The organism is Edaphobacter acidisoli (assembly GCF_014642855.1).
GTDB lineage: Bacteria > Acidobacteriota > Terriglobia > Terriglobales > Acidobacteriaceae > Edaphobacter > Edaphobacter acidisoli.
Genome location: NZ_BMJB01000001.1, coordinates 1,800,385 through 1,821,076, shown reverse-complemented (window position 1 = coordinate 1,821,076; position 20,692 = coordinate 1,800,385). Strand labels below are relative to the sequence as shown.

The following is a 20,692-nucleotide window of genomic DNA, read 5'->3' as shown; positions in this document are numbered from 1 at the left end:
TCAATAAATGAAACTGCTTAACACCGATTACCACCGATTGAACGGATCAAAAACAGACAAAAGCAACTATGGAAATCGTGTTGTTGAAAGAAATGGCAGGTCACGGATTATTGCGTGACCGTGTGTTTCTCGTGTGCGATCAGGCCGAGCAGGTCCTGGTCGTAGATCTTCTTTTTGTGGTCGGCGAGTTCGGTGAAGCGGTGGTATACCTCGTCGAGCTGTTCGTGTGTGAGCGGGTGGCCGAGCTTTTTGAAGCGGTCGTCGAGGGCGCGGCGGCCGGAGTGTTTGCCCAGCACGAGGTTGGTGTGGTCCACGCCGACGGATTTGGGCGTCATGATCTCGTAGGTCAGCGGGTTCGAGAGAACGCCGTGCTGGTGGATGCCCGCTTCGTGCGCGAAGGCGTTGGCTCCGACGATGGCTTTGTTTGGCGCGGGGCCGAAGCTGATGAACTCGGAGAGCAACTGGCTGGTGGGGTAGAGCAGCTCCATCTTGAGGTTGTTGGTGAAGGGGAACTGGTCTTGCCGGACCATGATGGCGGCGGCGACTTCTTCGAGTGCGGCGTTGCCGGCCCGCTCGCCGATGCCGTTGATGGCTCCTTCGACCTGGCGTGCGCCGCCACGGATGCCGGCGAGCGAGTTGGCTGTTGCCATGCCGAGGTCGTCGTGGCAGTGCGCGGAGAGGACGACGTTTTCGATGCCCGGGACGCGGGCGCGGACGCTGCGGAAGATGGCTTCGTACTCGGGCGGCGTGGTGTAGCCGACGGTGTCGGGGATGTTGATGGTGGTGGCTCCGGCCTGCACGGCGACGGTGATGATTTTGATGAGGAACTCGGGGTCGGTGCGGGTGCCGTCTTCGGTGGAGAACTCGACGTCGTCGGTGAAGGTGCGGGCGAGCTGGATGGCCTCGATGGCCTGGTCGATGGCCTCTTCGCGGCTGATGCGGAGCTTGTATTCGAGGTGCAGATCGGAGGTGGCGAGGAAGAGGTGGATGCGGCGCTTTTCGGCGGGAGCGAGCGCGTTGCCTGCGGCTTCGATGTCTTCGCGTTTGGCGCGGGAGAGAGAGGCGATGGTGGGGCCTTTGACCTCGCGGGCGATCGTCTGGACGGATGCGAAGTCGCCTTCGGAGGCGATGGCGAAACCGGCCTCGATGATGTCCATGCCCAGGTCGCGGAGCTGGTGGGCCATGCGGAGTTTTTCGTCGTGGTGCATGGTACAGCCGGGTGACTGTTCGCCGTCGCGGAGGGTGGTGTCGAAGAAGAGGATCTGATTGGGAGCGGGCATATGGTTATGGGACTCTCGATCTGGACACTATCATAATGCAGGCTTATGATGGCTTCCACGGATATCAGTAATTCTAATCGTTCTATATAGAATGGTTGATTTTCCGAATGAGCGGGTGAGGTGACGCTTGGATTTGGTGCAAATGGAGACATTTCTGGCCGTGGCGGAGGAGCGTAGCTTTTCGCGCGCAGCGGCGAGGCTCCATCGTACCCAGCCGGCGGTGAGCCAGGCAATCGCAAAGCTGGAGGGCGAGCTGGGCGAGGTGCTGTTTGAGCGGTCTTCGCGGGATGGGACGCTGACTGACGCGGGCGAGGTGCTGCGGGAGTATGCGGCTAAGTTGCTGAACCTGCGGAGCGATGCGGAGGGGGCGCTGAGTGAGCTGCGGTCGCTGCACCGGGGACGATTGAATCTGGCGGCGAATGAGTACACCTGTTTATATTTGCTGCCTTTACTGGATGAGTTCCGGCGGCAGAACCCTCGGATCAAGCTGGCGGTGCAGCGGACCTTGGCGAGCAGGATCTCGGATGAGGTGCTGATGCACTCGGTTGAGCTGGGTGTGCTGTCGTTTCGGCCGGATGATACGCAGATCAAGTCGACGGTGGTTTATCGGGATGAGCTGGCGTTTGTGGTGAATCCGCGGCATCCGCTGGCGGGGGTCGGGAAGGTGTCGATACGGCAACTAGGGGCGCAGAACTTTATTGCGCATAATGTTCCTTCACCGCAGCGGCAGAAGGTGATTCAGACGTTCAAGCGGCATAAGACTCCGCTGAATATGGGGGTGGAACTGCCTTCGCTGGAGGCTATTAAGCGGTTTGTCCAGATGGGCAACGGGGTGGCGCTGGTGCCGGGGCTGACGGTGCGGCCGGAGCTGGAGAGCGGCGCTCTGGTGCGGGTGGAGGTGGCGGAGTTGCAGATTGAGCGGAAGTTGCGGCTGGTGCACCGGCGGCAGGCGAATCTGTCTCATGCGGCGCTGGCGTTTCTGAAGGTGGTGGAGGATTACGCCGCGGCGCATGGCGATCCTTATTGTTTTCAGGCGGAGCGCGGCGCTTAATTTTTTGACACGATTTTCTTTTCCGGGTGGAACCTTCGGGAGAATTGCTCGTCTGTAGGTTGCAGAGCGGACCAGCGAATGGTCTGCAATGAGCGAGGTTTCGATGAATCCATTCAAGTTTCGCAAACAGATGATGGGAGCGGCCACGCTGGCGCTTTCGACCGCATTGTTGTGTTCGATGCCGCTGGTTGCGCAGGACAACAGCGCGCCACCGCCTCCTGCTGCGCAAGACAACGCCGGACCTCCGCCGCAGGGACGCAGGGGCGGCGGTGAGCGCGATCTGAAGCGCATGACCAAGGAGTTGAACCTGAGCTCCGATCAGGTGTCGCAGATTAAGGCGTTCAACGAGGACAGCCGGAAGCAGATGATGGCACTGCGCGACGACTCGTCGCTGTCGCAGGACGACCGGCGCAGCAAGATGATGGATATTCGCAAGGCTTCCCAGGACAAGATCCGCGGAGTGCTGAACGATGACCAGAAGACGAAGTACGATGCGATGCTGGCGGACAGGCGTGGGCATCGGCGGGATGGCAATGGTGAGGCGCCGCCTCCTCCGCCGCCACCTCCTCCTCCGCAATAGTTGCGGGTTGGGTAACGAAGGCTGGAGGGCAGGGGAGCTCTCCGGCCTTCGTGCGTTTGCGGACGCCCGGAACGGTTACAATGAAGGGACAGTTGATACGGACTTCCGTTATCCTTCTTGAATGCGCTGGCTTAGGGGCCTCGCAGGCATGTTGCGGACGAACTCGAAGGGATTTGAGCCAAGAATGAAGAAGACGATTGTGTTGTTGTGTGCGCTGGCGCTGACAGCCGTGGCCGGATATGCGCAGGAGAGCCGGCAGGATGTAAGCATCAGCGGCAGCGCCAACTTTGCGCCCCAGGTTAACGGCAACGCCGTTCAGAAGAACACGAGCATGACGCTCGGTTTTGTGGCCAGCTATCGCTACATGCTGACCCCGCGCAGTGCGCTGGAGCTGAACTACGGATACGCGCAGAACCGGCAGTATTACGAGGTCTTTGGCGTGAACCAGGGTGGAATCCACACGCTGCAGCACGAGATCAGCGGCGCGTATGTCTACAGCCGCAACTATGGGAACTTCAACCCGTTTGTTGAGGCCGGTGTGGGCGCGATGATCTTCCACCCGCTGCTGGACGCGGGAACCTTCCAGCTGGACGCGAAGGCGAATACGAACATCGGTGCGCTGTTCGGCGGGGGTGTGGCCTATGAGATCAGCCCGAGCTTCGATATTCGTGCGGAGTATCGTGCGTTTCTGGTGAAGACGCCGGATTTTGGGCTGCCTGGCGATGTGTTCAAGACCAACCGGTACGAGGTTATCTCTTCGCCTTCGATTGGTATCGCATATCACTTCTAAATGTTCGTGTTTTGCAAAAGGCGCGGCCTGTGGGCCGCGCCTTTGTTTTGCTGCAGGTGTTTTCTGGAGTTAGTTCCGGGGTTGCGGAGTCGAGGAGAAAACAGGCCGTCACATTTATGCCGAAATGAACGGCGGGATCGCTGGAAGCGGAAAATCGGGGCGTCTTAGAAGTGGTAAGCGGCGCCGACGGTGAAGAGCGTGGGCGTGAGGCCGTTGGGCGGGAAGTGGAACCACTCCTGGTACTCGAAGTCGCCGCGGAAGTAAAGGTGTCGCGAGAATTTGTAATCGAGCCCGGCGCCGACGACGCCCATGTTGTATGCAAGATTTGGATGCGGTCCTGAGGGGATATAGGCGGGAAAGTTGAAGACGCCGCGGCCGTACAGGAGTTTCACATAAGGCGAGAGCTTATCGTCGCGGTAGTTGCGGAAGTAACGGCCGCCGATCTCGTAGGTCTTTTCGTAAAGGTCCAGGTTGCCTCCGCCTTTGACGAAGTGGAAGTTGCCTTCGATGCCGAAGTGACTGGTGAAGTCGTAGGTGAAGAAGGCCATCTCGCCTTTGTAGTGGCCATCGTAGTCAGCATTGGCATACGTGAAACCGCCGCCGACTTTGAGGTCGGCGGTTCGTGACGCGGTTGCGGTTGCCTGCGCATAAAGCGTGGACGCGCCAGCCAGCAAACACACGACGAGAAAGAGGTTCTTCAGCACTTACAACTCCCTAAATGCGGCCAGATGAGATTATCGGCGGCAGGTCTGGTTTCATCAAGACGCATGGAACATGGTAAAGAAACTTGGGCCGCGTGGGAGCTTGGTCGTGAACGATAGCTCCCAATCATTAACTTTAGCTGTCGAGTGCGCTTCTGTGGAGGAAAGGCCCGGATAAATAGAACACGGGACTGGCTCTGGAGGCCAGTCCCGTGCAGTTGCAGAGTTAGTTTTGCGGTTGAGCTGCTGGTGCGGTAGCAGCGTTGGCTGGCTGTTGTGCTGCGCCCTGGTCAGCCGCAGGAGCCGTCGCAGCGGGTTGCTGGGCAGCGCCCTGGTCGGCGGGTGCTGATGCTGCAGGGGCTGCTGCTGGCGCTGCCGGGGGTTCAGGAGCCTTGTAATAGCTCAGCTTGAGGTAGACGGGCGCCACTTCGAAGGGCATCTTGTCGCCCGGGGTAAGCAGCGGCTCGTAGGCCGAGTGCAGAACGTCAACCTGATCGGTCCAGGGGTCTGTGCGCATGAAGCTGGACAGAGGCATGGCAGCCTGCTGTTTGAGGTCCTTCATGTCGAGCTTCTCGCCCTTGGCGACCATGGCCTGCATCCAGAAGGTCTGGTCTGTATCGCTGCGGGTGAGTCCGTCGCCGATCATGGGCTCGTTGAGGGACTTGAGGGCGCCGACGCGCTGCTGGAGCTGCTGGAGGTAGAGGCCGAAGAACTTCTCGCCGCCCTGGAGCTCCTTGGCATCGAGCAGCTTCATGGCTTCCTTGGCTGCGGCTTCGTTATCGGCATCGGTGTGGTGCATGGGGATACGCTCGAAGACCGAGGTGCTGGGGAAGAGCAGGCGGTCGTTGAAGGCGTACCGGGTGTCAAGACGGTGCCCGAGGACGATGTGGGCGAGCTGGAAGGCGAGGATCGCGTTCAGGTTGCCCATCTGCTGGGAACCGTCGGCGCTAATAACGCCGGTGGTGTCGAGCAGACCCTTGGAGAGGATGATGGTGTTGCCAACGGCGAGCGACTCAAGCGGCTCGGTGAGCAGGGTGCGCACGCGGATGGGCCGTGAGAGCGTGATGTTGTTATAGGCGAGGATGTTGTTGGCCAGCGCGGCGAGCGTGTTGTCGAAGTCGCTGGGAGCGTCAAGCAGACCGGCCTGGAAGAGGCGGGTGATGACGTTGTCCTCGGCCTGCTCGACCCAGGCGCGTTGTGCGCCGAGCGGGCTGACATCCTGGGCGTCGTTGCTGACGTCGGTTGCGCCGACGACATCGAGCGATGTGTTTTCAGATTCGGCGGGCGGAACCTTCAGCACATAGCCCCAGACGTGGTTGATGGCCTTGAAGCGAAGGGTGCGGGTCGGGCTCTTGGGGTCGCTCTCTTCCACGTAGAAGGAGGTCGGCAGCCAGAGGTCGGGCTGGACGTTGGTGCGCCAGCTATCGAAGTGGTAGTACTCGCTGTACTCTTTCTCGGAGCCGGAGAAGTCGCCGTTGAAGCGGACGACATTGCCGTTACGGGTCTCGACCCAGATGCGTCCGTAAAAGCGTCCGCGAGTCGTTTTGCCTTCAATCGGGGTTACGTCGAAGACGGCAGTGGGGGTGTTGCCGAGGAAGTCGTTGCGGACGTAGCTGAACTGGTAGTGCTGGCGGTCAAAGTTGTTGGAGTCCATCAGGAGCATCTGGACGAAGCCGGCCTGATTGAAGTTCAGATGCAGGCTGCTGCCGAGGCTGGTGATGAAGGAGGTGGACTGCTTGAAGAAGCCGACCTTGCTCTTGCCCTCGGCGTTGCGCGTGTTCGGCGAGTAGTTCTGGTCATCGATGACCTTGCTGAAATCGACGCGGCCGAGGAAGTGCTCGTCGGAGTAGGGTACCTGGCCGAGGACCTGATCGGGCTTCATGTTCTGGATATAGGTCTCGACGAGCGGAGCGCGCTGTTTGACGGTGGCGATGACGACCTTTTCGCGGGCGACTGCCTTGTCGATCAGAGCGTTCTGCGCAGGAGTCAGTTTGCGCTGCGGCAGAATGTCATCCTGCTGGTGCTTCTTTTTGCCAACGTGCGGCAACCCGAGCCCCAGAGCGGGAATCGAGGCTGCGACGAAGAGCGCCAGAAGCGTACCGGCTGCGGTTTGTTTCCCAAAAGTCTTCATTCCTACTCCTGCGGCGACCTTCTGGTCTGCCTTTTGATAATGGACTTGATGCTATTTCATAAAACCATTTCCAGCGAGGGAAGTTTCTCTACCCGGCTAGCTGGAATGCAACATTGACAACACCTTCCCAGTCGACCGGTCTGCCTTCAGCATCGGTAGCTGGTGAGAAACGAGTACCTTCAACAGCGCGGACGGCAGATGCGCCGAGTCCGTAGCCGAGGTCGCTGGTAACGCCGAGCACCTGAACACCACCGGCAGAGGAGACGCGAATCCGTACGGAGACGACGCCTTCGACATGCAGCTTGGTGGCTTCTGCGGTGTACTCAGGCTTGGGCTTATAGAGCACGCGGGGCGGATGGCTGGCGGTGGCCATGGCTGCGGCTGGACGAGGCATTTCGGGCCTTGCGACCTGACCGAGGTTTACCGGGCCGGCGACGCGGCCGCGTGAGTTCAACGGACCTGTTCCGCCGGCGACGCCGAGCTTGACGCCGCGAACTTCGGCGCGGGCATTATCGCGTCCGTTCATGTTCTGACTGCCGGGTGAGCCGGAACCAAGATTGACAGCAACGGAGCGTGGTCCCATGCCGTTATTCGAACCGGGCATTCCTGCCAGACCGCGGTTGCCGAGGTTGATGGCAGTGGTGGTGCGGCTGGAGGGAGCAATCGGATTATTGGCCTGGCCGAGCGAGACGGCCGAGGGATGCGGAGAATTATTGGGTACCGAAGCGGCTTGTGCCTGGGCGAGATTGACGACGCGGGGCGCCGGAGGCGGCTGCACCAGCTTGGGCGGCGCAGGCATGACGACGGGCACCGGCTGAGTCATCTTGACCTGGATAGGCTTTGGAATGTCGGGCAGCTTGGTGTCGGGCATCTTGATCTTGGGAGCCTCGACCTTGATGACTGGAGGCTTGGGGAGCGGCTTGGGTTCGATCTTGGGCTGGGGCTTCTCGGGCTCGACCTTCTTGATGGGAATTGGCTCATCGAGGTGCGTCAACCGCATGTTGTCCATCTTCTTCTTGGCAGCGGCGCTCAGCAGCGTGACGACGATGGCGATTGTGATGTTGAGGGTAACTGAGGTGAAGAGCGAAGACTTGCTCTGGCTGCCGTCGTTAAGGACGCCGAAGTGCGAGAACTGAATGCTCGGTGGATTGGGGGTGTCGGAACGCAGCGGCTTAGCCATGGAACATCCTTAGAGCGTCTCGCAAAGGCGAGGCGAAATCGTGCAACCGGGGCCGCCGTTGTGCGGAGCCGGTGTGAGGGGAGGTTAGACTCCGATAAACTTTCCGGAGTGCCGTCGGAAGGCAGGACCTAAGGCTGGGTTCCTTGATGAAACTATCCACGATGAGATTCGAAGTCCTGGTCATCGTTTGAGCTTCTCTAAAGAGACGTTTGGAACCATGAAAAAGGTTGTAGCTGGCGCCGTGCATCGAAACTGCAGTGCCGAGGTTCATATGCCGGGGCTCAGCCAGTCACGTACTGCAAGTATATTGCCGTATGCGTATGTGCTTGACACTAGTACTTTTGTGGTATCCAAGAAGAGTACGTAAAGGAGTGATTTTATGCGGGTTTTAGTGACGGGTGGAGCGGGTTATATTGGCGGCACGGTGACGCGGATTTTGCTGGCGCGAGGCCACGAAGTGACCGTCTACGATAACTTTTGCCATAGTAAAAAAATAGCGGTTGCCAAGAATGCCCGATTGGTAGAAGGTGACGTAGCCGATCGCGCGCTTTTGGAAAAAACTCTCAAGGAAAGCCGGTTTGATGGGGTCATGCACTTTGCTGCGCTGATTGAGGCGGGCGAAAGTATGCAGCGGCCGGAGCTTTACTTCAGGAACAATACGGCGGCGACGCTGTCGCTGCTGGAGGCGATGGTGGCGACCGGGCATGACCGGCTGGTCTTCAGCTCGACGGCGGCCTGCTATGGCGAGCCGGAGAGCACGCCGATTCTGGAGGACGCGCGGTTGAAGCCGACTAATCCCTATGGCGAGAGCAAGCTGTTGGTGGAGCAAATGTTGGGGTGGATTAATTCGATCCATGGGCTGCGGTATGCGAGCCTGCGGTATTTCAACGTGGCGGGGGCGATTGAGGGTTATGGCGAGGCGCATGAGCCGGAGTCGCATCTGATCCCGCTGATTCTCGATGTCGCGCTGGGGCGGCGGGAGAAGATCAAGATATTCGGGCAGGACTATCCGACGCCGGATGGGACTTGTGTGCGGGACTATATCCACGTGGAAGACCTGGCGGAGGCGCACTTGCTGGCACTGAACGCGTTGGAGCAGCGGAGCCGCGTGATCTACAACATCGGCAATGGGCAGGGCTTTACGGTGCGCGAGGTGATCGACTCGGTGCAGAGGGTGACGGGTAAGCCGATTGCGGTGGAAGAGTGCCCGCGCAGGCCGGGCGATCCGGCGGTGCTGGTGGCCAGCTCGGAGAAGATCAAAGCGGAGCTTGGATGGAAGCCGAAGTTTGCTGAGCTGGACACGATCATCCGAAGCGCCTGGGAGTGGCACCAGAAGCGGTACGCGTAGGGGCTCTGCCTCGTGCTGCTGGAGTATTGAACCCACCCATGCGCGATGAGACTGCGCATGAATGGGGCACCCAGGTGTTGAATCATCAGGCCTCTTTGTTGACGCGCTAAGGTTGTAGGTGCAATCTGCGTGAGCAAGGAGGCCATTTTGATTCATAGTATGTTCTTTCTTCAGTTGCCTTTGCTTGAGAAGATCATCCGCCCGATGATTGTGTACCTGTGCCTGATCATTTTTCTGCGTATGTTCGGCAAGCGGGAGCTGGCGCAGTTGAATCCGTTCGACCTGGTTGTTCTGCTGTGTCTCTCGAACACGGTGCAGAACGCGATGATTGGCGATGACAACTCGGTTTCGGGTGGGATTATCGGAGCGTTTTCTCTGCTGGTGATCAACTGGCTGCTGACCCGTGTGCTGTTCCGGGCGCCGAGATTGAATGCTGCACTCGAAGGCGATGAGACGGTGCTAGTGGAGCATGGTGTGATGGATGCGGATGCGATGAAGCAGGAGGCGTTGACGGAGATGGAGCTGCGGTCCGTGCTGCATCGGCAGGGTTATCAGAATTTTGATGAGGTGGAAAAGCTGGTGTTGGAGCCGAATGGGAACTTCTATGCCGAGGGGATCAAGTCGATGAGCGACGATGCGCAGCGGGCTGCTTTGATGAAGGCGATTGAGGTGTTGACCGGCGAGGTGAGGCAGATGCGGGCTGAACTTGGGTCGCGGTGAGATGTATGGGTCAGCGTTTTGATGCTGCTAAAAATTTTTCAAGGGCGCGGCGGTAGCGTTCCGGTGGAGCGGGCAGGTGGGAGTCGCGTATGGCTGCGCGGTAGCCGCCGAGGTAGATGGAGTACATGACAGCCAGCGCGCAGCCAACGCCGAAGCCAAAACCGAGCAGGAATCCGAAGATGGCGGGGATATAGGCGCTCATACGTTTCGAGTTTATCGTGGGGAAGTTGCGAGATGAAATTGTTCACCAGTGGATGAGTTGCCGCTGTTTATGCCGATAGCGTACCTTTTTGTGGGTGGAAATTTCAGCTTCGATTCGGTCTGGAGGGTAGTGCGTGGCTACGTTGGAAGAAAGCAAGAACCTTGATTCAAGCCTTAGAGAAAACCGGGTGTTTGCGCCGCCCGCGGAGTTTGCCGCGAAGGCGCACATCAAGAGTTTGGAGCAGTATGAGGCGATGTACCGGCGGAGTGTGGAAGATCCGGAGGGGTTCTGGGCCGATGCAGCGAAGGAGTTGGAGTGGTTCGCGCCGTGGACGAAGGTGATCGACGGACAGGCGCAGCATACGAAGTGGTTTGTGGGCGGCAAGCTGAATCTGTCGCACAACTGTGTGGACCGTCATGCGCTGGGTGCGCGCAAGGACAAGGTGGCGATTCTGTGGGAGGGCGAGCCGGGCGAGGTGCGGCGGCTGACTTACGCCGACCTGCACGAAGAGGTGCAGCGGTTTGCCAATGTGCTGAAGGGGTTGGGCATCAAGCGCGGCGACCGTGTGGCGATTTATATGGGCATGTGTCCGGAGCTGGCGATTGCGCTGCTGGGGTGTGCGCGGATTGGTGCGATTCATTCGGTGATCTTTGGCGGATTTGCTGCGCATGCGATCTCGGACCGCGTGAACGATGCGGGTTGCGTTGCCATCATCACGCAGGATACGAGCTACAGGCGTGGCGGCGAGGTGAAGCTGAAGGCGATTGTGGACCAGGCGCTGGAGAAGTGCTCCATGGTGAAGAACGTGGTGGTGTATAAGCGGTCGGGTTCGCCGGTGGAGATGAAAGAGGGACGCGATATCTGGTGGGACCAGGCGATGCTGGCGGCGGGAAAGGAATGTCCGGCGGAGTGGATGGATGCGGAGGACCCGCTGTATCTGCTGTACACGTCGGGCACGACGGGCAAGCCGAAGGGGCTGGTACATACGACGGGTGGCTATGCGGTGCAGACGTATCTGACGTCGAAGTATGTCTTCGATCTGCGCGAGGACGATATTTACTGGTGCACGGCGGATATTGGCTGGGTGACGGGGCATAGCTATGTGGTCTATGGGCCACTGCAGAACGGCGCGACGGTGATGATGTACGAAGGCGCGCCGAACTGGCCGGAGAATGACCGCTTCTGGAAGATTGTGGACGACCACAAGGTGACGGTGTTTTATACGGCGCCGACGGCGATTCGCGCGTTTACGAAGTGGGGCGATGAGTGGGTGCGGAAGCACTCGCTGGCATCGCTGCGGCTGCTGGGGACGGTGGGTGAGCCGATCAATCCGGAGAGCTGGATGTGGTATCACCGCGAGATCGGCAAGGAGCGCTGCCCGATTGTGGATACGTACTGGCAGACGGAGACGGGGACGATCATGATCTCGCCGCTGCCGGGCGCGACGCCGACGAAGCCGGGTTCGGCGACGCGCCCGTTCTTTGGGATTGTGCCTGAGGTGGTGACGCGCTCGGGCGAGCCGGTGCCGGATGGTCAGGGTGGATTGCTTGTGTTTCGCAAGGCGTGGCCTTCGATGGCGCGGACGGTCTATGGCGACCAGGAGCGATACGAGAAGACCTACTGGAGCGATATTCCGGGAAGCTACTTCACCGGCGATGGCGCGCGGCGCGACGCGGACGGCTACTACTGGCTGATGGGGCGTGTCGATGACGTGATCAACGTGAGCGGTCACAGACTGGGGACGATGGAGATCGAGTCGGCGCTGGTGGCGCACCCGAAGGTGGCGGAGGCGGCGTGTGTTGGGCGTCCGGATGACATGAAGGGGCAGGCGATTGCCGCGTTTGTGACGCTTGAAGGAGGCCAGGAGCCTTCGGAGGAGTTGCGGCAGGAGCTGCGACAGTGGGTCGCCAAGGAGATTGGCGCGCTGGCGAGGCCGGATGATGTGCGGTTTACAGATGCTTTGCCGAAGACGCGCAGCGGGAAGATCATGCGGCGTCTGCTGCGTGAGTTGGCGACGACAGGCGACGTGAAGGGCGATACGACTACGCTTGAGGACTTCGGCGTACTTGCGAAGCTGAGGGAGAACGAAGAGTAGTTCGGCCGGAACCGCTTTGCTACACTACGGCCATGACGATTCGTCTCAGTCCGGAGCTGGAAGAACAGGTTCGTAACGACGCTGCTACAGCTGGCTACGCCAGTGTCGATGCGTATGTCGCCGAAGTTCTGGCGACACAGCATCAGCACGAGGTGTGGATGGCCGAGCATCGGGACGAGATACGCGCAATGATCGAAGAGGGCTGGGCAGAGGCCGAGCGCGGCGAGTTGATGGACAGTGAGGAAGTCAAACGCGAGATGAACGCGATGAAGCAGAACTGGCTTCGCAACAATTCTGCCGCGTGAAGCCATATCGACTTACTCCTGTTGCCCGGCGTGACCTGATCGGAATCTGGCAATACATTGCGAGAGACAGCGTGCGCTATGCGGATCGCGTAGAAGAGGCCATCTATCGGTCCTGTGCCAATGCGGCTGCGATGCCTTTGATCGGGAAGGAACGAACAGACCTGACACACAAGAGGCTGCGTTTCCTACCTGCATTGCCCTATGCCAACTATGTGGTCGTTTATGATCCACAGTCAGCGCCACTGAGCGTTGTTCGTATACTCCACGGCGCGATGGATTTGCGCACGAGGTTTTAGCGCAGGTTGTTGCTGGGTTTGGTGGGCAAGGTGAAGTGGAAGGTGGTGCCTTTGTCGACTTCGCTGGTGGCCCAGATGCGTCCGCCGGACTGCTGGACGATGCTGCGGCAGATGGCGAGGCCGAGGCCGGTGCCGCCGAGGGCGCGCGAGTCGGATGAGTCGCCCTGCTGGAAGCGCTCGAAGATGTGGTCGAGTTTGTCGGCGGGGATGCCGCGGCCGTGGTCGCTGACTTCGATGATGGCTTCGTCCTCGTCGAGATAGCGGGCGATGAGATTGATTTCGCTGCCCGACGGCGAGAACTTGATGGCGTTCGAGATGAGGTTGTTGAGCGTCTGGAGGATGCGGTCGGGGTCGGCCCAGATGTTGACGCCGTGAGCGGCGAAGAAGATGCGCATGTCCGGCTTCGGCATGCGGGCCTGCTGGACGCCTGCGGCGCGGCGGAGCAGGTCTTCTGCGCTGCACATGGTCGGGCGAAACTCTGTCTTGCCGCTTTGGATGCGCTCGAGGTCGAGGATGTCGTTGACGAGGCGGACGAGGCGGTCGGTGTTTGAGATGGCGATGTCGAGCATCTGCTGCGTCTTCTCAGGACGCGCGTTGAGTGCTCCGCCGGCGAGCAGGCCGAGCGCGCCGCGCAGCGAGGTGAGCGGCGTGCGCAGCTCGTGCGAGACGGTGGAGATGAACTCGTCCTTCATGCGGTCGAGCGCGCGACGCTCGGTGGTGTCGGTGAAGGCGACGACGGCGCCGACGGCCTTGGGGCTGCCGTCCGTTGAGGAATGCGTGTCGATTTGCGGGCGCGCGACGTACTCGGCCGAGAAGCTGGTGCCGTCCTTGCGCCAGAAGACCTCGTTGGAGATACGGACGGTTTCGAGGTTGAAGAGGCTCTTGCGGATGGGACAGGCGTCTTTGGGGTAGGGTGTGCCGTCGGCGCGTGTGTGGTGCACGAGCTGGTGCATGTTCTGACCGAGGATCTCGCTCTGTTTGTAGCCGAGCATCTGTTCGGCGGCGGCATTGACGAGCGTGACGTTGCCATCGAGGTCAATGGCGTAGATGCCGTCGCCGACGGACTCGAGGATGGAGTCGGACTGGCGGGTGAGGGTGCGGAGGCGGCCTTCTGCGCGGACCTGTTCGGTGATGTCGACGCCGAAGCCGAGGACGTAGGGAGCGCGCCCGGGTACGACGATGAGCTTGTTGCGGAAGGCGACGACGCGCTCCTCTCCGTCGGTATGCATGAGATGGAGCATGCCTTGAGCTTCGCCGACTTCGCTGATGCGCTTGAGATAGGCGTTGATGCCGGGATGACGATCGGGCCGGATGTACTCGCCAAGGGTGTGGCCGATGATCTGGTCGGGGGTGAGACCCATGGTCTCGGCGCCGTGTGTGTTGATGGAGAGCAGCGTGCCGCGCAGATCGTGAGTACAGACCATGCCGAGTGAACCTTCGACGATCTGACGGTACTTTGCTTCGCTTTCGCGCAACGTGGCTTCGGCGGCGCGTTGGGTGGTGACGTCGATGCCGGTGGCGATGATGAAGGCGACCTGGCCCTGCGTGTCGAGCAGAGCGGTGGCTGACCAGGCGATGCGGCGGAGGGTGCCGTCGCGGTTGAGCCACTGGTTCTCAAACGATGTAGGGAAGTTGCCGGAGCGGATGCGCTCGAAGGTGTGGATGGCTTCCGGGACTTCGTCGCGCGGGATGACTTTGTCCCAGGCGTAGCGGCCGACGAGGGAGTGGAAGTCGTAGCCTGAGGCGATCTCGCAGGCACGGTTGAAGCGGACGATGCGGCCGGCGGGGTCGAAGACAACGACGAGTGCGCCGACGGTGTCGAGTACGGCGGAGACGAAGTTGCGCTCGACGGTGAGTGCCGATTCGACGCGCTGACGAGAGCGTGCGGCGCGATCCATCAGGCGGACACGGGCGTTGAGCTCGAACCGGGTGATGACCTGGCGGGCAAGGACGGTTAACGCGGAGGACTCTTCTGGCGAGAGCATCCGGCTGGGGTGGTCGAGGACGAGCAAGGAGCCGATGGAGACACCACCAGGGGTGGTGAGAGGCGCTCCGGCGTAGAAGCGGTAGGCGCTGCCTTCGATGAGGATGCCTTGGGGGGCGTAGTCAGGGTCGTTACGGGCGTCGGAGATCTCGTAGATTGTGTCGCCCATGATGGTCGTCTCGCAGGGCAGAGTTCCGAGCGCAAGCTCGGTGGATTCCATGCCAAAGCGCGATTTGATCCAGATGCGATCGGAGCCGACGAGGGAGATAGCTGCTACGGGAGAGTTGCAAATCTGTGCAGCGAGCCGGGTGATGTCGTCGAGTGCAGGGTCCGGCGTCGAATTGAGGACCTCGTATTGGTTGAGGGCTTCAATCCTGAGGGCTTCGTCTTTGACCAGGAGCGCATTCATGTGACGGGGATAATCGTAGTTGTATGCAATAACTTGCACACTCCTACTTAAGGGTTAGCGGGTGTTTATGGCTTTGGTAACGTGCAGCACTCCCCGGACGTGGGAGGAGCGTCGGCGCTGGCTTCAAGGGCAACCTTCCAGTCTCCACTGGGGAGCTTCTTCCAGACAGTGAAATAGCGGCCTGAGATGACGACGGGTTGTCCGTTTTTGTCTTTGGAGCGACCCTCATAATGCCCCCACGTGAAACCCATCTCGTTCGATGGGCCCATCTGCGCGCCTTCAGGAGCCCATGTGAGCTGGTAGGCCTTGGGATCCCAATGCGACTGCTCTGTAATGGCAGTGTGACCCATGACGGCTGGTTTGCCGTTGCTAAGGATGACAGCGTCGTTTGCGAACCAACTTGCGAAGGCTTTGCCGCCGCCCTCTTCAACTGCCTTTTCAAAACGCCCGTCAAGCTCCATCAGCAGTATGACGCCGGGGCTCAGGGTTGGTTGCTCAAGGGGATTCGCAGTGGTACTGGGGGGTGGACTGAGTGGATCGGCGCTGGAAGATGAAGCAGGAAGAGGGAAGTTTTGCGCAGTCAGAGATATAGCAGAGAAACAGAAGATGACGGCGAGCGAAAGCAGACAGCGCATGTCTGTATGCTACCAGCGCAGAATGTGCATCGCTCGATTGGAAGGATGGGTATTGCTTGCCAGGAGGGTACTCTTGCAGTGGCGCGCTTTCTCTGCACAGTACACGGCGATCTGCGTGGTCCGAATGGCTCGATGAGATGAAAAAAGGAGCGCGGGGTTGCGCTCCTTTTCTTCGACTTCGACTTCTTCGACGATGCGTGCGTGTTGCAGCTACATCGCGGGAGGATGATGCGGATCGACGGACCTGGCTTCGGCTCGCGGTGTGGATTTTTTCTGGCCGTCGGGATTGACGGAGTCGCGCAGCTCCTTTGAAGGCTTGAAGAAAGGGACGCGCTTGGCCGGTACGTCGACTTTGGCTCCGGTCTTCGGGTTGCGTCCGGTGCGGGCGTTGCGCTGCCGCGTGCGGAAGCTGCCGAAGCCGCGTATCTCGATCTTGTCGCCTGATTTAAGCGCGCCGATGACGGCCTCAAAGAGGGTATCGACGATGATCTCACCATCGCGGCGGGTAAGGTCGCCCAGTTCTGTGACTTTATCTACGAGATCGGCTTTGGTCATGAGCGAGTTCCTTTCGATAGAGGGAGGGCAGTCAACGTTTCCATGAATGGTTGCGTTGTTGTTGATTGTAAATGAGATCGGAGCATTTTAGGCAATGAAAAACGTTGATAAGAGTAACTACTTGGCTGCAATGCCTTGAGATGCAGGACAGAGCGGACAGGTCACAGCAAATTTCAAAAAAGATGTATTTTCTTTTATGCCTGTGTATTGAAAACAGGGCGGATAGTGCGTAAAGTCGGCAATTCCGAAGCTTACTTCCACATGAAGTAGAAGCCCGGAGCGCGGTTGAGCATCTGGCTGGGGTTGGGGAACAGGTCCTCGCCGTCGTCGGTCAACAGGGCTAAAAGGCCTTTTTTGTTGGATGGCGGGCGGACGATGGTTGGCTCGCCCGAGATGCCGACTGCGCGGGCGGTGTCGAGCAACGCAGTGCGATATCCGCCGATCTTATCGATAAGGCCGAGAGGCAAGGCCTGCTCGCCGGTCCAGACCTGTCCGGTGGCGAGAGGTTTGATCTTGTCTTCGGTAGTGTGGCGGCCAGCGGCGACATCGTGGATGAATTGGCCGTACATGTTATCGACCAGGGACTGGAAGTAGGCTTGCTCCTGTGGTGTCATGTCGCGGCTTGGATCGCCCGCATCTTTGAGGTCGCCGCGGGTGATGGTGACGCTTTTGAGCTTGGCCCAGCGGAGCAGATCTCCGTAGTTGGTCCACTCCATGATGACGCCGATGGAGCCGACGACGGAGGCCTGATTGGCGTAGATCCTGTCGCAGGCTGAGGCGATGTAGTAGGCGCCGGAGGCTCCGACGGATTCAACTGAGGCGATGACTTTCTTGTGCTTCTCCTGCCGGACGCGCATGACCTCGTGGTAGATCTCCTGTGATGCTGCGGCGCCGCCACCGGGCGAGTTGATGTGCAGGATGATGGCTTTGACGGAGTCGTCGTCGCCGAAGCGGCGGAGTTGAGTGTCAATGTCATCGGGCGAGAGGATGATGCCGGAGATGTCAATGACGGCGATGCGTTTGCCGTCGAAGCCGAGGCTGGATGAGTTGCCGCTGAGCGAGCGCGCGGTGTACCAGACCATTGCGGAGAAGAGTAGAAAGACCGCGGCAATGCAGCCGCAGATGATGCCGATGTAGAACCACGCGGACCGGCGACTGGGTGGTGGTCCGTAAGCGGGGCTACCGTAAGGCTGCGCCGCTGCACCGTAGGGGATTGCGCCGTAGGGGCGGGCGTAGGTCGGCGGCTGGACAGGTGGCGGCGGAGGCGGCGGTGGAACGAAGTCTTCCGGCATGTCGAGGAGTGTAGCAGGGAGACGGGCATCGTGACAGGGATGTGGGCGGCAAACAGGCCTGGTCAGGAGGAGAGGCCATCTATAGACCCAAATCAGAAATTTGAGATGAGACTCAAATAAATGTTGCCGCGTCTAATCGTTACAGTACAATAAATCGCGGAATCCTCTCCCCACAGTCTGCGTGCAGTGTACGAAACACCGGGATGTGTCTCGGAGAAGATCAGGAGCCTTGATGGCGCATCCTCAACTCAGCATCGTGATTCCGGCCTACAACGAAAGCGCACGCATCGACGAGGCGCTGGAACGCGTGCTGGGCTGTGTGACGGAACAGGGATGGGACGCCGAGGTCCTTGTTGTCGATGATGGCTCGAAGGACGATACGGCAGCGATTGTGCAGCGGTGGATGAATGACCATCCTCGCCTGCACCTGATTCAGAACCCAGGCAATCGAGGCAAAGGCTATTCCGTGCGCAACGGATTGCTGCAGGCGGCTGGCGACATTGTGATGTTTACGGACGCTGATCTTTCGGCCCCGATGGAAGAGGCCAACTTGCTATTTGCGGCTCTGAACAACGGCGCGGATGTGGCGATTGGGTCGCGGTGGCTGGACAGGGCACGGCAGACGATTCATCAGCCTCTGTATCGCCAGTTCTTCGGCCGCTGTTTTAACTGGATTACACGGACTGTGATGGGACTTCCGTTCAAGGACACGCAGTGCGGGTTCAAGGCTTTTAAACGGCCGGCGGCGCAGGTGATCTTCCGGTTGCAGACGATTGAACGGTGGGGATTCGATCCGGAGATTTTGTTTATTGCGCGCAAGCTGAAGTACGTGATTCGCGAGGTTCCGGTGACGTGGGGGCACGACGAGCGCAGCCGCATCAGCTACCTGAAAGATGGCATGAAGATGCTGGAAGATATGGCGCGGATTCGTGGCAACTCGCTGGCTGGACGCTATGACAGAGCGATCGCGGAGATGAAGGACACCAGCTCGATGGTGACGCCGCCGGTGGTGAAGGTGCGGGCCCAGGCCGGGCGATAGTCCTTTCGCAGGACAAGCTGATCTTCGGCCACTCGCCGGTCGTACCCTCGCTGTGGCACAATGCCGCGTGAGAAGAAGGGGTACGGTATTTGCATTTGCTTCGGTCCGGGTTCATTGCGCTCTCCCAAAATAGACAATTACGCACATTTTCTGAACGGTCGGCAATGGGCCGAAGGCTGTCGAGCCGGTTTGTTGCTGGAATGACGGTGGAGGACGCTGTTGCTGCGTGCGAACGGCTGAACCGCGAAGGCATTCGGGCGACGCTTGATTCGCTGGGCGAAAGCGTGACGGTTGCGGAACAGGCGCAGGCTTCGGCAGAGATCTATCATCGGCTGCTGGATGCGATTGTGGAGCGCGGACTTGATGCGAATGTGAGCGTGAAGCTGTCGCAGGTGGGGATGGACTTCGACCCGGTTCTCGCGGAGCGAATTGTCGGTGCGATGGTCGAACATGCGGCGCAGGCAGGGTCGTTTGTGCGGATCGATATGGAAGGCTCGCCGTATACGGAGGCGACGATTGCGATCACGGAAGGCCTGGCAGCGCGGTTTCCCGGGAGCGTTGGCACGGTGCTGCAGGCCTATCTCTATCGCACGGAAGCCGACGCGGAGCGGCTGCTGGGGCAGGGAATTCGCATACGGCTGTGCAAAGGCGCATACAAGGAAGGACCTGATGTCGCCTTTGCCGCGAAGGCGGATGTGGATGCGAATTATGTGAAGCTGATGAAGCGCATGGTGACGTATCGGAACAATGGCAGCGGCGTCTTCTGTGGTATTGCAACGCACGATGAGGCGATCGTTGATGCGATGCGTTTGTTTGTGCGCGACGAAGATGTAGACAAGAGCGCCTTTGAGTTTCAAATGCTCTATGGGATTAGGCGCGATTTGCAACGAAGGCTGGTGGCAGAGGGTTTCGGTGTACGGGTGTATGTTCCGTTCGGGCCGGAGTGGTATCCATACTTCATGCGCAGATTGGCGGAGCGGCCAGCGAATGTTTTCTTTCTTGTGAAGAACATGTTACGAAGCTAATAAAGCGTTAGTGGGAAGGTTCGCGAGCAAAAGTTGTATTGGACCGGCAAGTGTTTCCGTGCAGAATGGCTAGCACTACGGGAGAAGGAGACCGTTGAAGGAGATGTACCGGATTCAGCAATTTGCACGTTTGCGATCCACCCCAGCCAAGTCCGATTGGCATGATCGCAAAACAGTCCAGTGACACTCCCCCCTGCCGGATCATCGAAGCAAAACGGTGTCCTGCTTCCGTAGCCCTTTCCCAACTCCGCAATGAAAAATAGCCGCCTTCGGGCGGCTATCTCTCGTTGGTGGTGATTTAAGCTTACTTGCCCTGTGTGGGCGCTTCGTTCGATGGAGTGATGGGCAGGTACGGCTCGACGCGAAGGAGATTGGATAGCGTTCCTCGCTCCTGATCGCTGAACTGGCCGCGGAAGCGGTCCGAGTTCAGGATGGTCTGGCGCTGCTCTGGTGGCATCTCGCGCAGATCACGGAAAGCGCGTGCGACAAGGCGACGACGATCTACGGGAAGTGAGCCCAACTGCTGCATGGCGCCGCGTACCTGCTGGCGTTCAGCGGGATTGAGCCTCTCCATCATTTCAGTGCGGGCGAGCCAGCGCTCGCGCTGGGCAGGAGGCATGGCGTTGAGCTGAGCCAGGTGGTTGTGATAACGCTGCTGAACGTCGGGGGGAAGGCTGCGAAAGCCGGGTTCGTTGTCGAGTGCTTTTTGCTGGTCAGCCAGCGACATGTTGCTGTGTTGCTGCATCCACTGGCCGAGATGCTCCTGATTGCGCATCTGGCCTGGCCCCTGGCGCATGGCGGGGTTGGGCCTGGGAGGCTGCGCTTGGCGTTGCGCCGGGTGCTGGGTCTGGCGTGCGGCCGGACGTACCTGACGAGCGAAGTGCATGCCGCGTTGACCCCAGCTTGCAGACGCACCACCGCTCACGAGCATGACGGAGAGCATGAGTGGCAGCAGCTTTCGGGTTTTGGCCATTGCGTGCATGGGCTTTACCGGAGTACGACGGGCATAAAAAAATTCTGGAACAGTTTAATCCGTCCAGTGAGGTTTCCGTGCTTCGTCTCCCTTCTTTGGGT

20 protein-coding genes are annotated in these 20,692 nt (G+C 59.6%); 10 read left to right on the top strand and 10 right to left on the bottom strand.

Going from position 1 to position 20,692, the window contains the following annotated elements:
- Positions 1 to 107: 107 nt before the first annotated feature.
- Positions 108 to 1,280: a 2-isopropylmalate synthase gene (locus IEX36_RS07345; protein ID WP_188758601.1), complete on the bottom strand. Its 1,173-nt coding sequence runs from the start codon at positions 1,278 to 1,280 to the stop codon at positions 108 to 110.
- A 127-nt stretch (positions 1,281 to 1,407) separates the two neighbouring features.
- Here IEX36_RS07345 and IEX36_RS07340 point away from each other — a divergent pair, with 127 nt between their 5' ends.
- The 3 genes from IEX36_RS07340 (at position 1,408) to IEX36_RS07330 (ending at position 3,701) form a co-directional block, all read left to right on the top strand.
- Positions 1,408 to 2,331 carry a LysR family transcriptional regulator gene (locus IEX36_RS07340; RefSeq protein WP_188758600.1) on the top strand — a complete coding sequence of 308 codons (924 nt, stop codon included), beginning with the start codon at positions 1,408 to 1,410 and terminating at the stop codon, positions 2,329 to 2,331.
- 103 nt (positions 2,332 to 2,434) lie between these two features.
- Positions 2,435 to 2,911: a Spy/CpxP family protein refolding chaperone gene (locus IEX36_RS07335; protein WP_188758599.1), complete on the top strand. Its 477-nt coding sequence runs from the start codon at positions 2,435 to 2,437 to the stop codon at positions 2,909 to 2,911.
- Positions 2,912 to 3,095: 184 nt separating this feature from the next.
- A complete protein-coding gene (locus IEX36_RS07330; RefSeq protein WP_188758598.1) occupies positions 3,096 to 3,701 on the top strand; it encodes an outer membrane beta-barrel protein in 606 nt (201 codons plus the stop codon).
- Positions 3,702 to 3,865: 164 nt separating this feature from the next.
- Here IEX36_RS07330 and IEX36_RS07325 read toward each other — a convergent pair whose 3' ends face one another.
- The 3 genes from IEX36_RS07325 to IEX36_RS07315 form a co-directional block, all read right to left on the bottom strand.
- The gene (locus IEX36_RS07325; protein ID WP_188758597.1) at positions 3,866 to 4,405 is read right to left on the bottom strand and encodes an outer membrane beta-barrel protein; all 540 of its coding nucleotides are present in this window, start codon (positions 4,403 to 4,405) and stop codon (positions 3,866 to 3,868) included.
- Positions 4,406 to 4,628: 223 nt separating this feature from the next.
- The gene (locus IEX36_RS07320; protein WP_188758596.1) at positions 4,629 to 6,533 is read right to left on the bottom strand and encodes a hypothetical protein; all 1,905 of its coding nucleotides are present in this window, start codon (positions 6,531 to 6,533) and stop codon (positions 4,629 to 4,631) included.
- Positions 6,534 to 6,621: 88 nt separating this feature from the next.
- The gene (locus IEX36_RS07315) at positions 6,622 to 7,713 is read right to left on the bottom strand and encodes a TonB family protein (RefSeq protein WP_188758595.1); all 1,092 of its coding nucleotides are present in this window, start codon (positions 7,711 to 7,713) and stop codon (positions 6,622 to 6,624) included.
- A 379-nt stretch (positions 7,714 to 8,092) separates the two neighbouring features.
- On the opposite strand from IEX36_RS07315, the gene galE reads away from it, so the two are divergent.
- Together galE and IEX36_RS07305 are read left to right on the top strand one after the other, a co-directional pair.
- Positions 8,093 to 9,061: a UDP-glucose 4-epimerase GalE gene (gene galE / locus IEX36_RS07310; protein ID WP_188758594.1), complete on the top strand. Its 969-nt coding sequence runs from the start codon at positions 8,093 to 8,095 to the stop codon at positions 9,059 to 9,061.
- Positions 9,062 to 9,208: 147 nt separating this feature from the next.
- Complete coding sequence (locus IEX36_RS07305; RefSeq protein ID WP_188758593.1) at positions 9,209 to 9,781, top strand: DUF421 domain-containing protein; 573 nt, start codon at positions 9,209 to 9,211, stop codon at positions 9,779 to 9,781.
- Between the two features lie 10 nt (positions 9,782 to 9,791).
- On the opposite strand, the gene IEX36_RS07300 is transcribed toward IEX36_RS07305, so the two are convergent.
- Positions 9,792 to 9,983, bottom strand: a complete 192-nt coding sequence (locus tag IEX36_RS07300; RefSeq protein ID WP_188758592.1) for a hypothetical protein — start codon at positions 9,981 to 9,983, stop codon at positions 9,792 to 9,794.
- Between the two features lie 133 nt (positions 9,984 to 10,116).
- Here IEX36_RS07300 and acs point away from each other — a divergent pair, with 133 nt between their 5' ends.
- From acs to IEX36_RS17705, 3 genes are read left to right on the top strand one after another with little or no spacing between them, the layout of a single operon-like run.
- Entirely contained in the window at positions 10,117 to 12,078 is a 1,962-nt protein-coding gene (gene acs, locus IEX36_RS07295) for an acetate--CoA ligase (protein ID WP_188758591.1), read from the top strand.
- 32 nt (positions 12,079 to 12,110) lie between these two features.
- Positions 12,111 to 12,383, top strand: a complete 273-nt coding sequence (locus IEX36_RS07290) for a hypothetical protein (RefSeq protein ID WP_188758590.1) — start codon at positions 12,111 to 12,113, stop codon at positions 12,381 to 12,383.
- The gene (locus IEX36_RS17705; protein ID WP_188758589.1) at positions 12,380 to 12,679 is read left to right on the top strand and encodes a type II toxin-antitoxin system RelE/ParE family toxin; all 300 of its coding nucleotides are present in this window, start codon (positions 12,380 to 12,382) and stop codon (positions 12,677 to 12,679) included. The genes IEX36_RS07290 and IEX36_RS17705 overlap by 4 nt, the downstream gene beginning before the upstream one ends.
- On the opposite strand, the gene IEX36_RS07280 is transcribed toward IEX36_RS17705, so the two are convergent.
- The 4 genes from IEX36_RS07280 to sppA form a co-directional block, all read right to left on the bottom strand.
- On the bottom strand, positions 12,676 to 15,111 hold the full coding sequence (locus IEX36_RS07280; RefSeq protein ID WP_229668780.1) for a PAS domain S-box protein: 2,436 nt from the start codon (positions 15,109 to 15,111) through the stop codon (positions 12,676 to 12,678). The two genes, IEX36_RS17705 and IEX36_RS07280, sit on opposite strands and share 4 nt — an antisense overlap.
- A gap of 26 nt (positions 15,112 to 15,137) precedes the next feature.
- Positions 15,138 to 15,707 (bottom strand): YybH family protein, encoded by a 570-nt coding sequence (locus IEX36_RS07275; protein ID WP_188758588.1) that lies wholly within the window; start codon positions 15,705 to 15,707, stop codon positions 15,138 to 15,140.
- A gap of 210 nt (positions 15,708 to 15,917) precedes the next feature.
- Positions 15,918 to 16,262: an HU family DNA-binding protein gene (locus IEX36_RS07270; RefSeq protein WP_188758587.1), complete on the bottom strand. Its 345-nt coding sequence runs from the start codon at positions 16,260 to 16,262 to the stop codon at positions 15,918 to 15,920.
- 251 nt (positions 16,263 to 16,513) lie between these two features.
- Positions 16,514 to 17,554 carry a signal peptide peptidase SppA gene (sppA, locus tag IEX36_RS07265; protein WP_188758586.1) on the bottom strand — a complete coding sequence of 347 codons (1,041 nt, stop codon included), beginning with the start codon at positions 17,552 to 17,554 and terminating at the stop codon, positions 16,514 to 16,516.
- Positions 17,555 to 17,786: 232 nt separating this feature from the next.
- On the opposite strand from sppA, the gene IEX36_RS07260 reads away from it, so the two are divergent.
- Both IEX36_RS07260 and IEX36_RS07255 read left to right on the top strand, forming a co-directional pair.
- Positions 17,787 to 18,593: a dolichyl-phosphate beta-glucosyltransferase gene (locus IEX36_RS07260; protein WP_188758585.1), complete on the top strand. Its 807-nt coding sequence runs from the start codon at positions 17,787 to 17,789 to the stop codon at positions 18,591 to 18,593.
- A gap of 164 nt (positions 18,594 to 18,757) precedes the next feature.
- The gene (locus IEX36_RS07255; protein WP_188758584.1) at positions 18,758 to 19,618 is read left to right on the top strand and encodes a proline dehydrogenase family protein; all 861 of its coding nucleotides are present in this window, start codon (positions 18,758 to 18,760) and stop codon (positions 19,616 to 19,618) included.
- 304 nt (positions 19,619 to 19,922) lie between these two features.
- Here the strand turns inward: IEX36_RS07255 and IEX36_RS07250 are convergent, their stop codons facing one another.
- Positions 19,923 to 20,591: a DUF3106 domain-containing protein gene (locus tag IEX36_RS07250; protein WP_188758583.1), complete on the bottom strand. Its 669-nt coding sequence runs from the start codon at positions 20,589 to 20,591 to the stop codon at positions 19,923 to 19,925.
- Between the last annotated feature and the right edge of the window lie 101 nt (positions 20,592 to 20,692).

What these genes read in the sequence shown, in the direction of transcription:
- IEX36_RS07250 (WP_188758583.1), bottom strand. Translation starts at nt 20,591, where the DNA reads ATGGCCAAAACCCGAAAGCTGCTGCCACTCATGCTCTCCGTCATGCTC.
- IEX36_RS07300 (WP_188758592.1), bottom strand. Translation starts at nt 9,983, where the DNA reads ATGAGCGCCTATATCCCCGCCATCTTCGGATTCCTGCTCGGTTTTGGC.
- IEX36_RS07330 (WP_188758598.1), top strand. Translation starts at nt 3,096, where the DNA reads ATGAAGAAGACGATTGTGTTGTTGTGTGCGCTGGCGCTGACAGCCGTG.
- IEX36_RS07255 (WP_188758584.1), top strand. Translation starts at nt 18,758, where the DNA reads ATGGGCCGAAGGCTGTCGAGCCGGTTTGTTGCTGGAATGACGGTGGAG.
- galE (WP_188758594.1), top strand. Translation starts at nt 8,093, where the DNA reads ATGCGGGTTTTAGTGACGGGTGGAGCGGGTTATATTGGCGGCACGGTG.
- IEX36_RS07345 (WP_188758601.1), bottom strand. Translation starts at nt 1,280, where the DNA reads ATGCCCGCTCCCAATCAGATCCTCTTCTTCGACACCACCCTCCGCGAC.
- IEX36_RS07270 (WP_188758587.1), bottom strand. Translation starts at nt 16,262, where the DNA reads ATGACCAAAGCCGATCTCGTAGATAAAGTCACAGAACTGGGCGACCTT.
- IEX36_RS07315 (WP_188758595.1), bottom strand. Translation starts at nt 7,713, where the DNA reads ATGGCTAAGCCGCTGCGTTCCGACACCCCCAATCCACCGAGCATTCAG.
- IEX36_RS07290 (WP_188758590.1), top strand. Translation starts at nt 12,111, where the DNA reads ATGACGATTCGTCTCAGTCCGGAGCTGGAAGAACAGGTTCGTAACGAC.
- IEX36_RS07275 (WP_188758588.1), bottom strand. Translation starts at nt 15,707, where the DNA reads ATGCGCTGTCTGCTTTCGCTCGCCGTCATCTTCTGTTTCTCTGCTATA.
- IEX36_RS07260 (WP_188758585.1), top strand. Translation starts at nt 17,787, where the DNA reads ATGGCGCATCCTCAACTCAGCATCGTGATTCCGGCCTACAACGAAAGC.
- sppA (WP_188758586.1), bottom strand. Translation starts at nt 17,554, where the DNA reads ATGCCGGAAGACTTCGTTCCACCGCCGCCTCCGCCGCCACCTGTCCAG.
- IEX36_RS07320 (WP_188758596.1), bottom strand. Translation starts at nt 6,533, where the DNA reads ATGAAGACTTTTGGGAAACAAACCGCAGCCGGTACGCTTCTGGCGCTC.
- IEX36_RS07335 (WP_188758599.1), top strand. Translation starts at nt 2,435, where the DNA reads ATGAATCCATTCAAGTTTCGCAAACAGATGATGGGAGCGGCCACGCTG.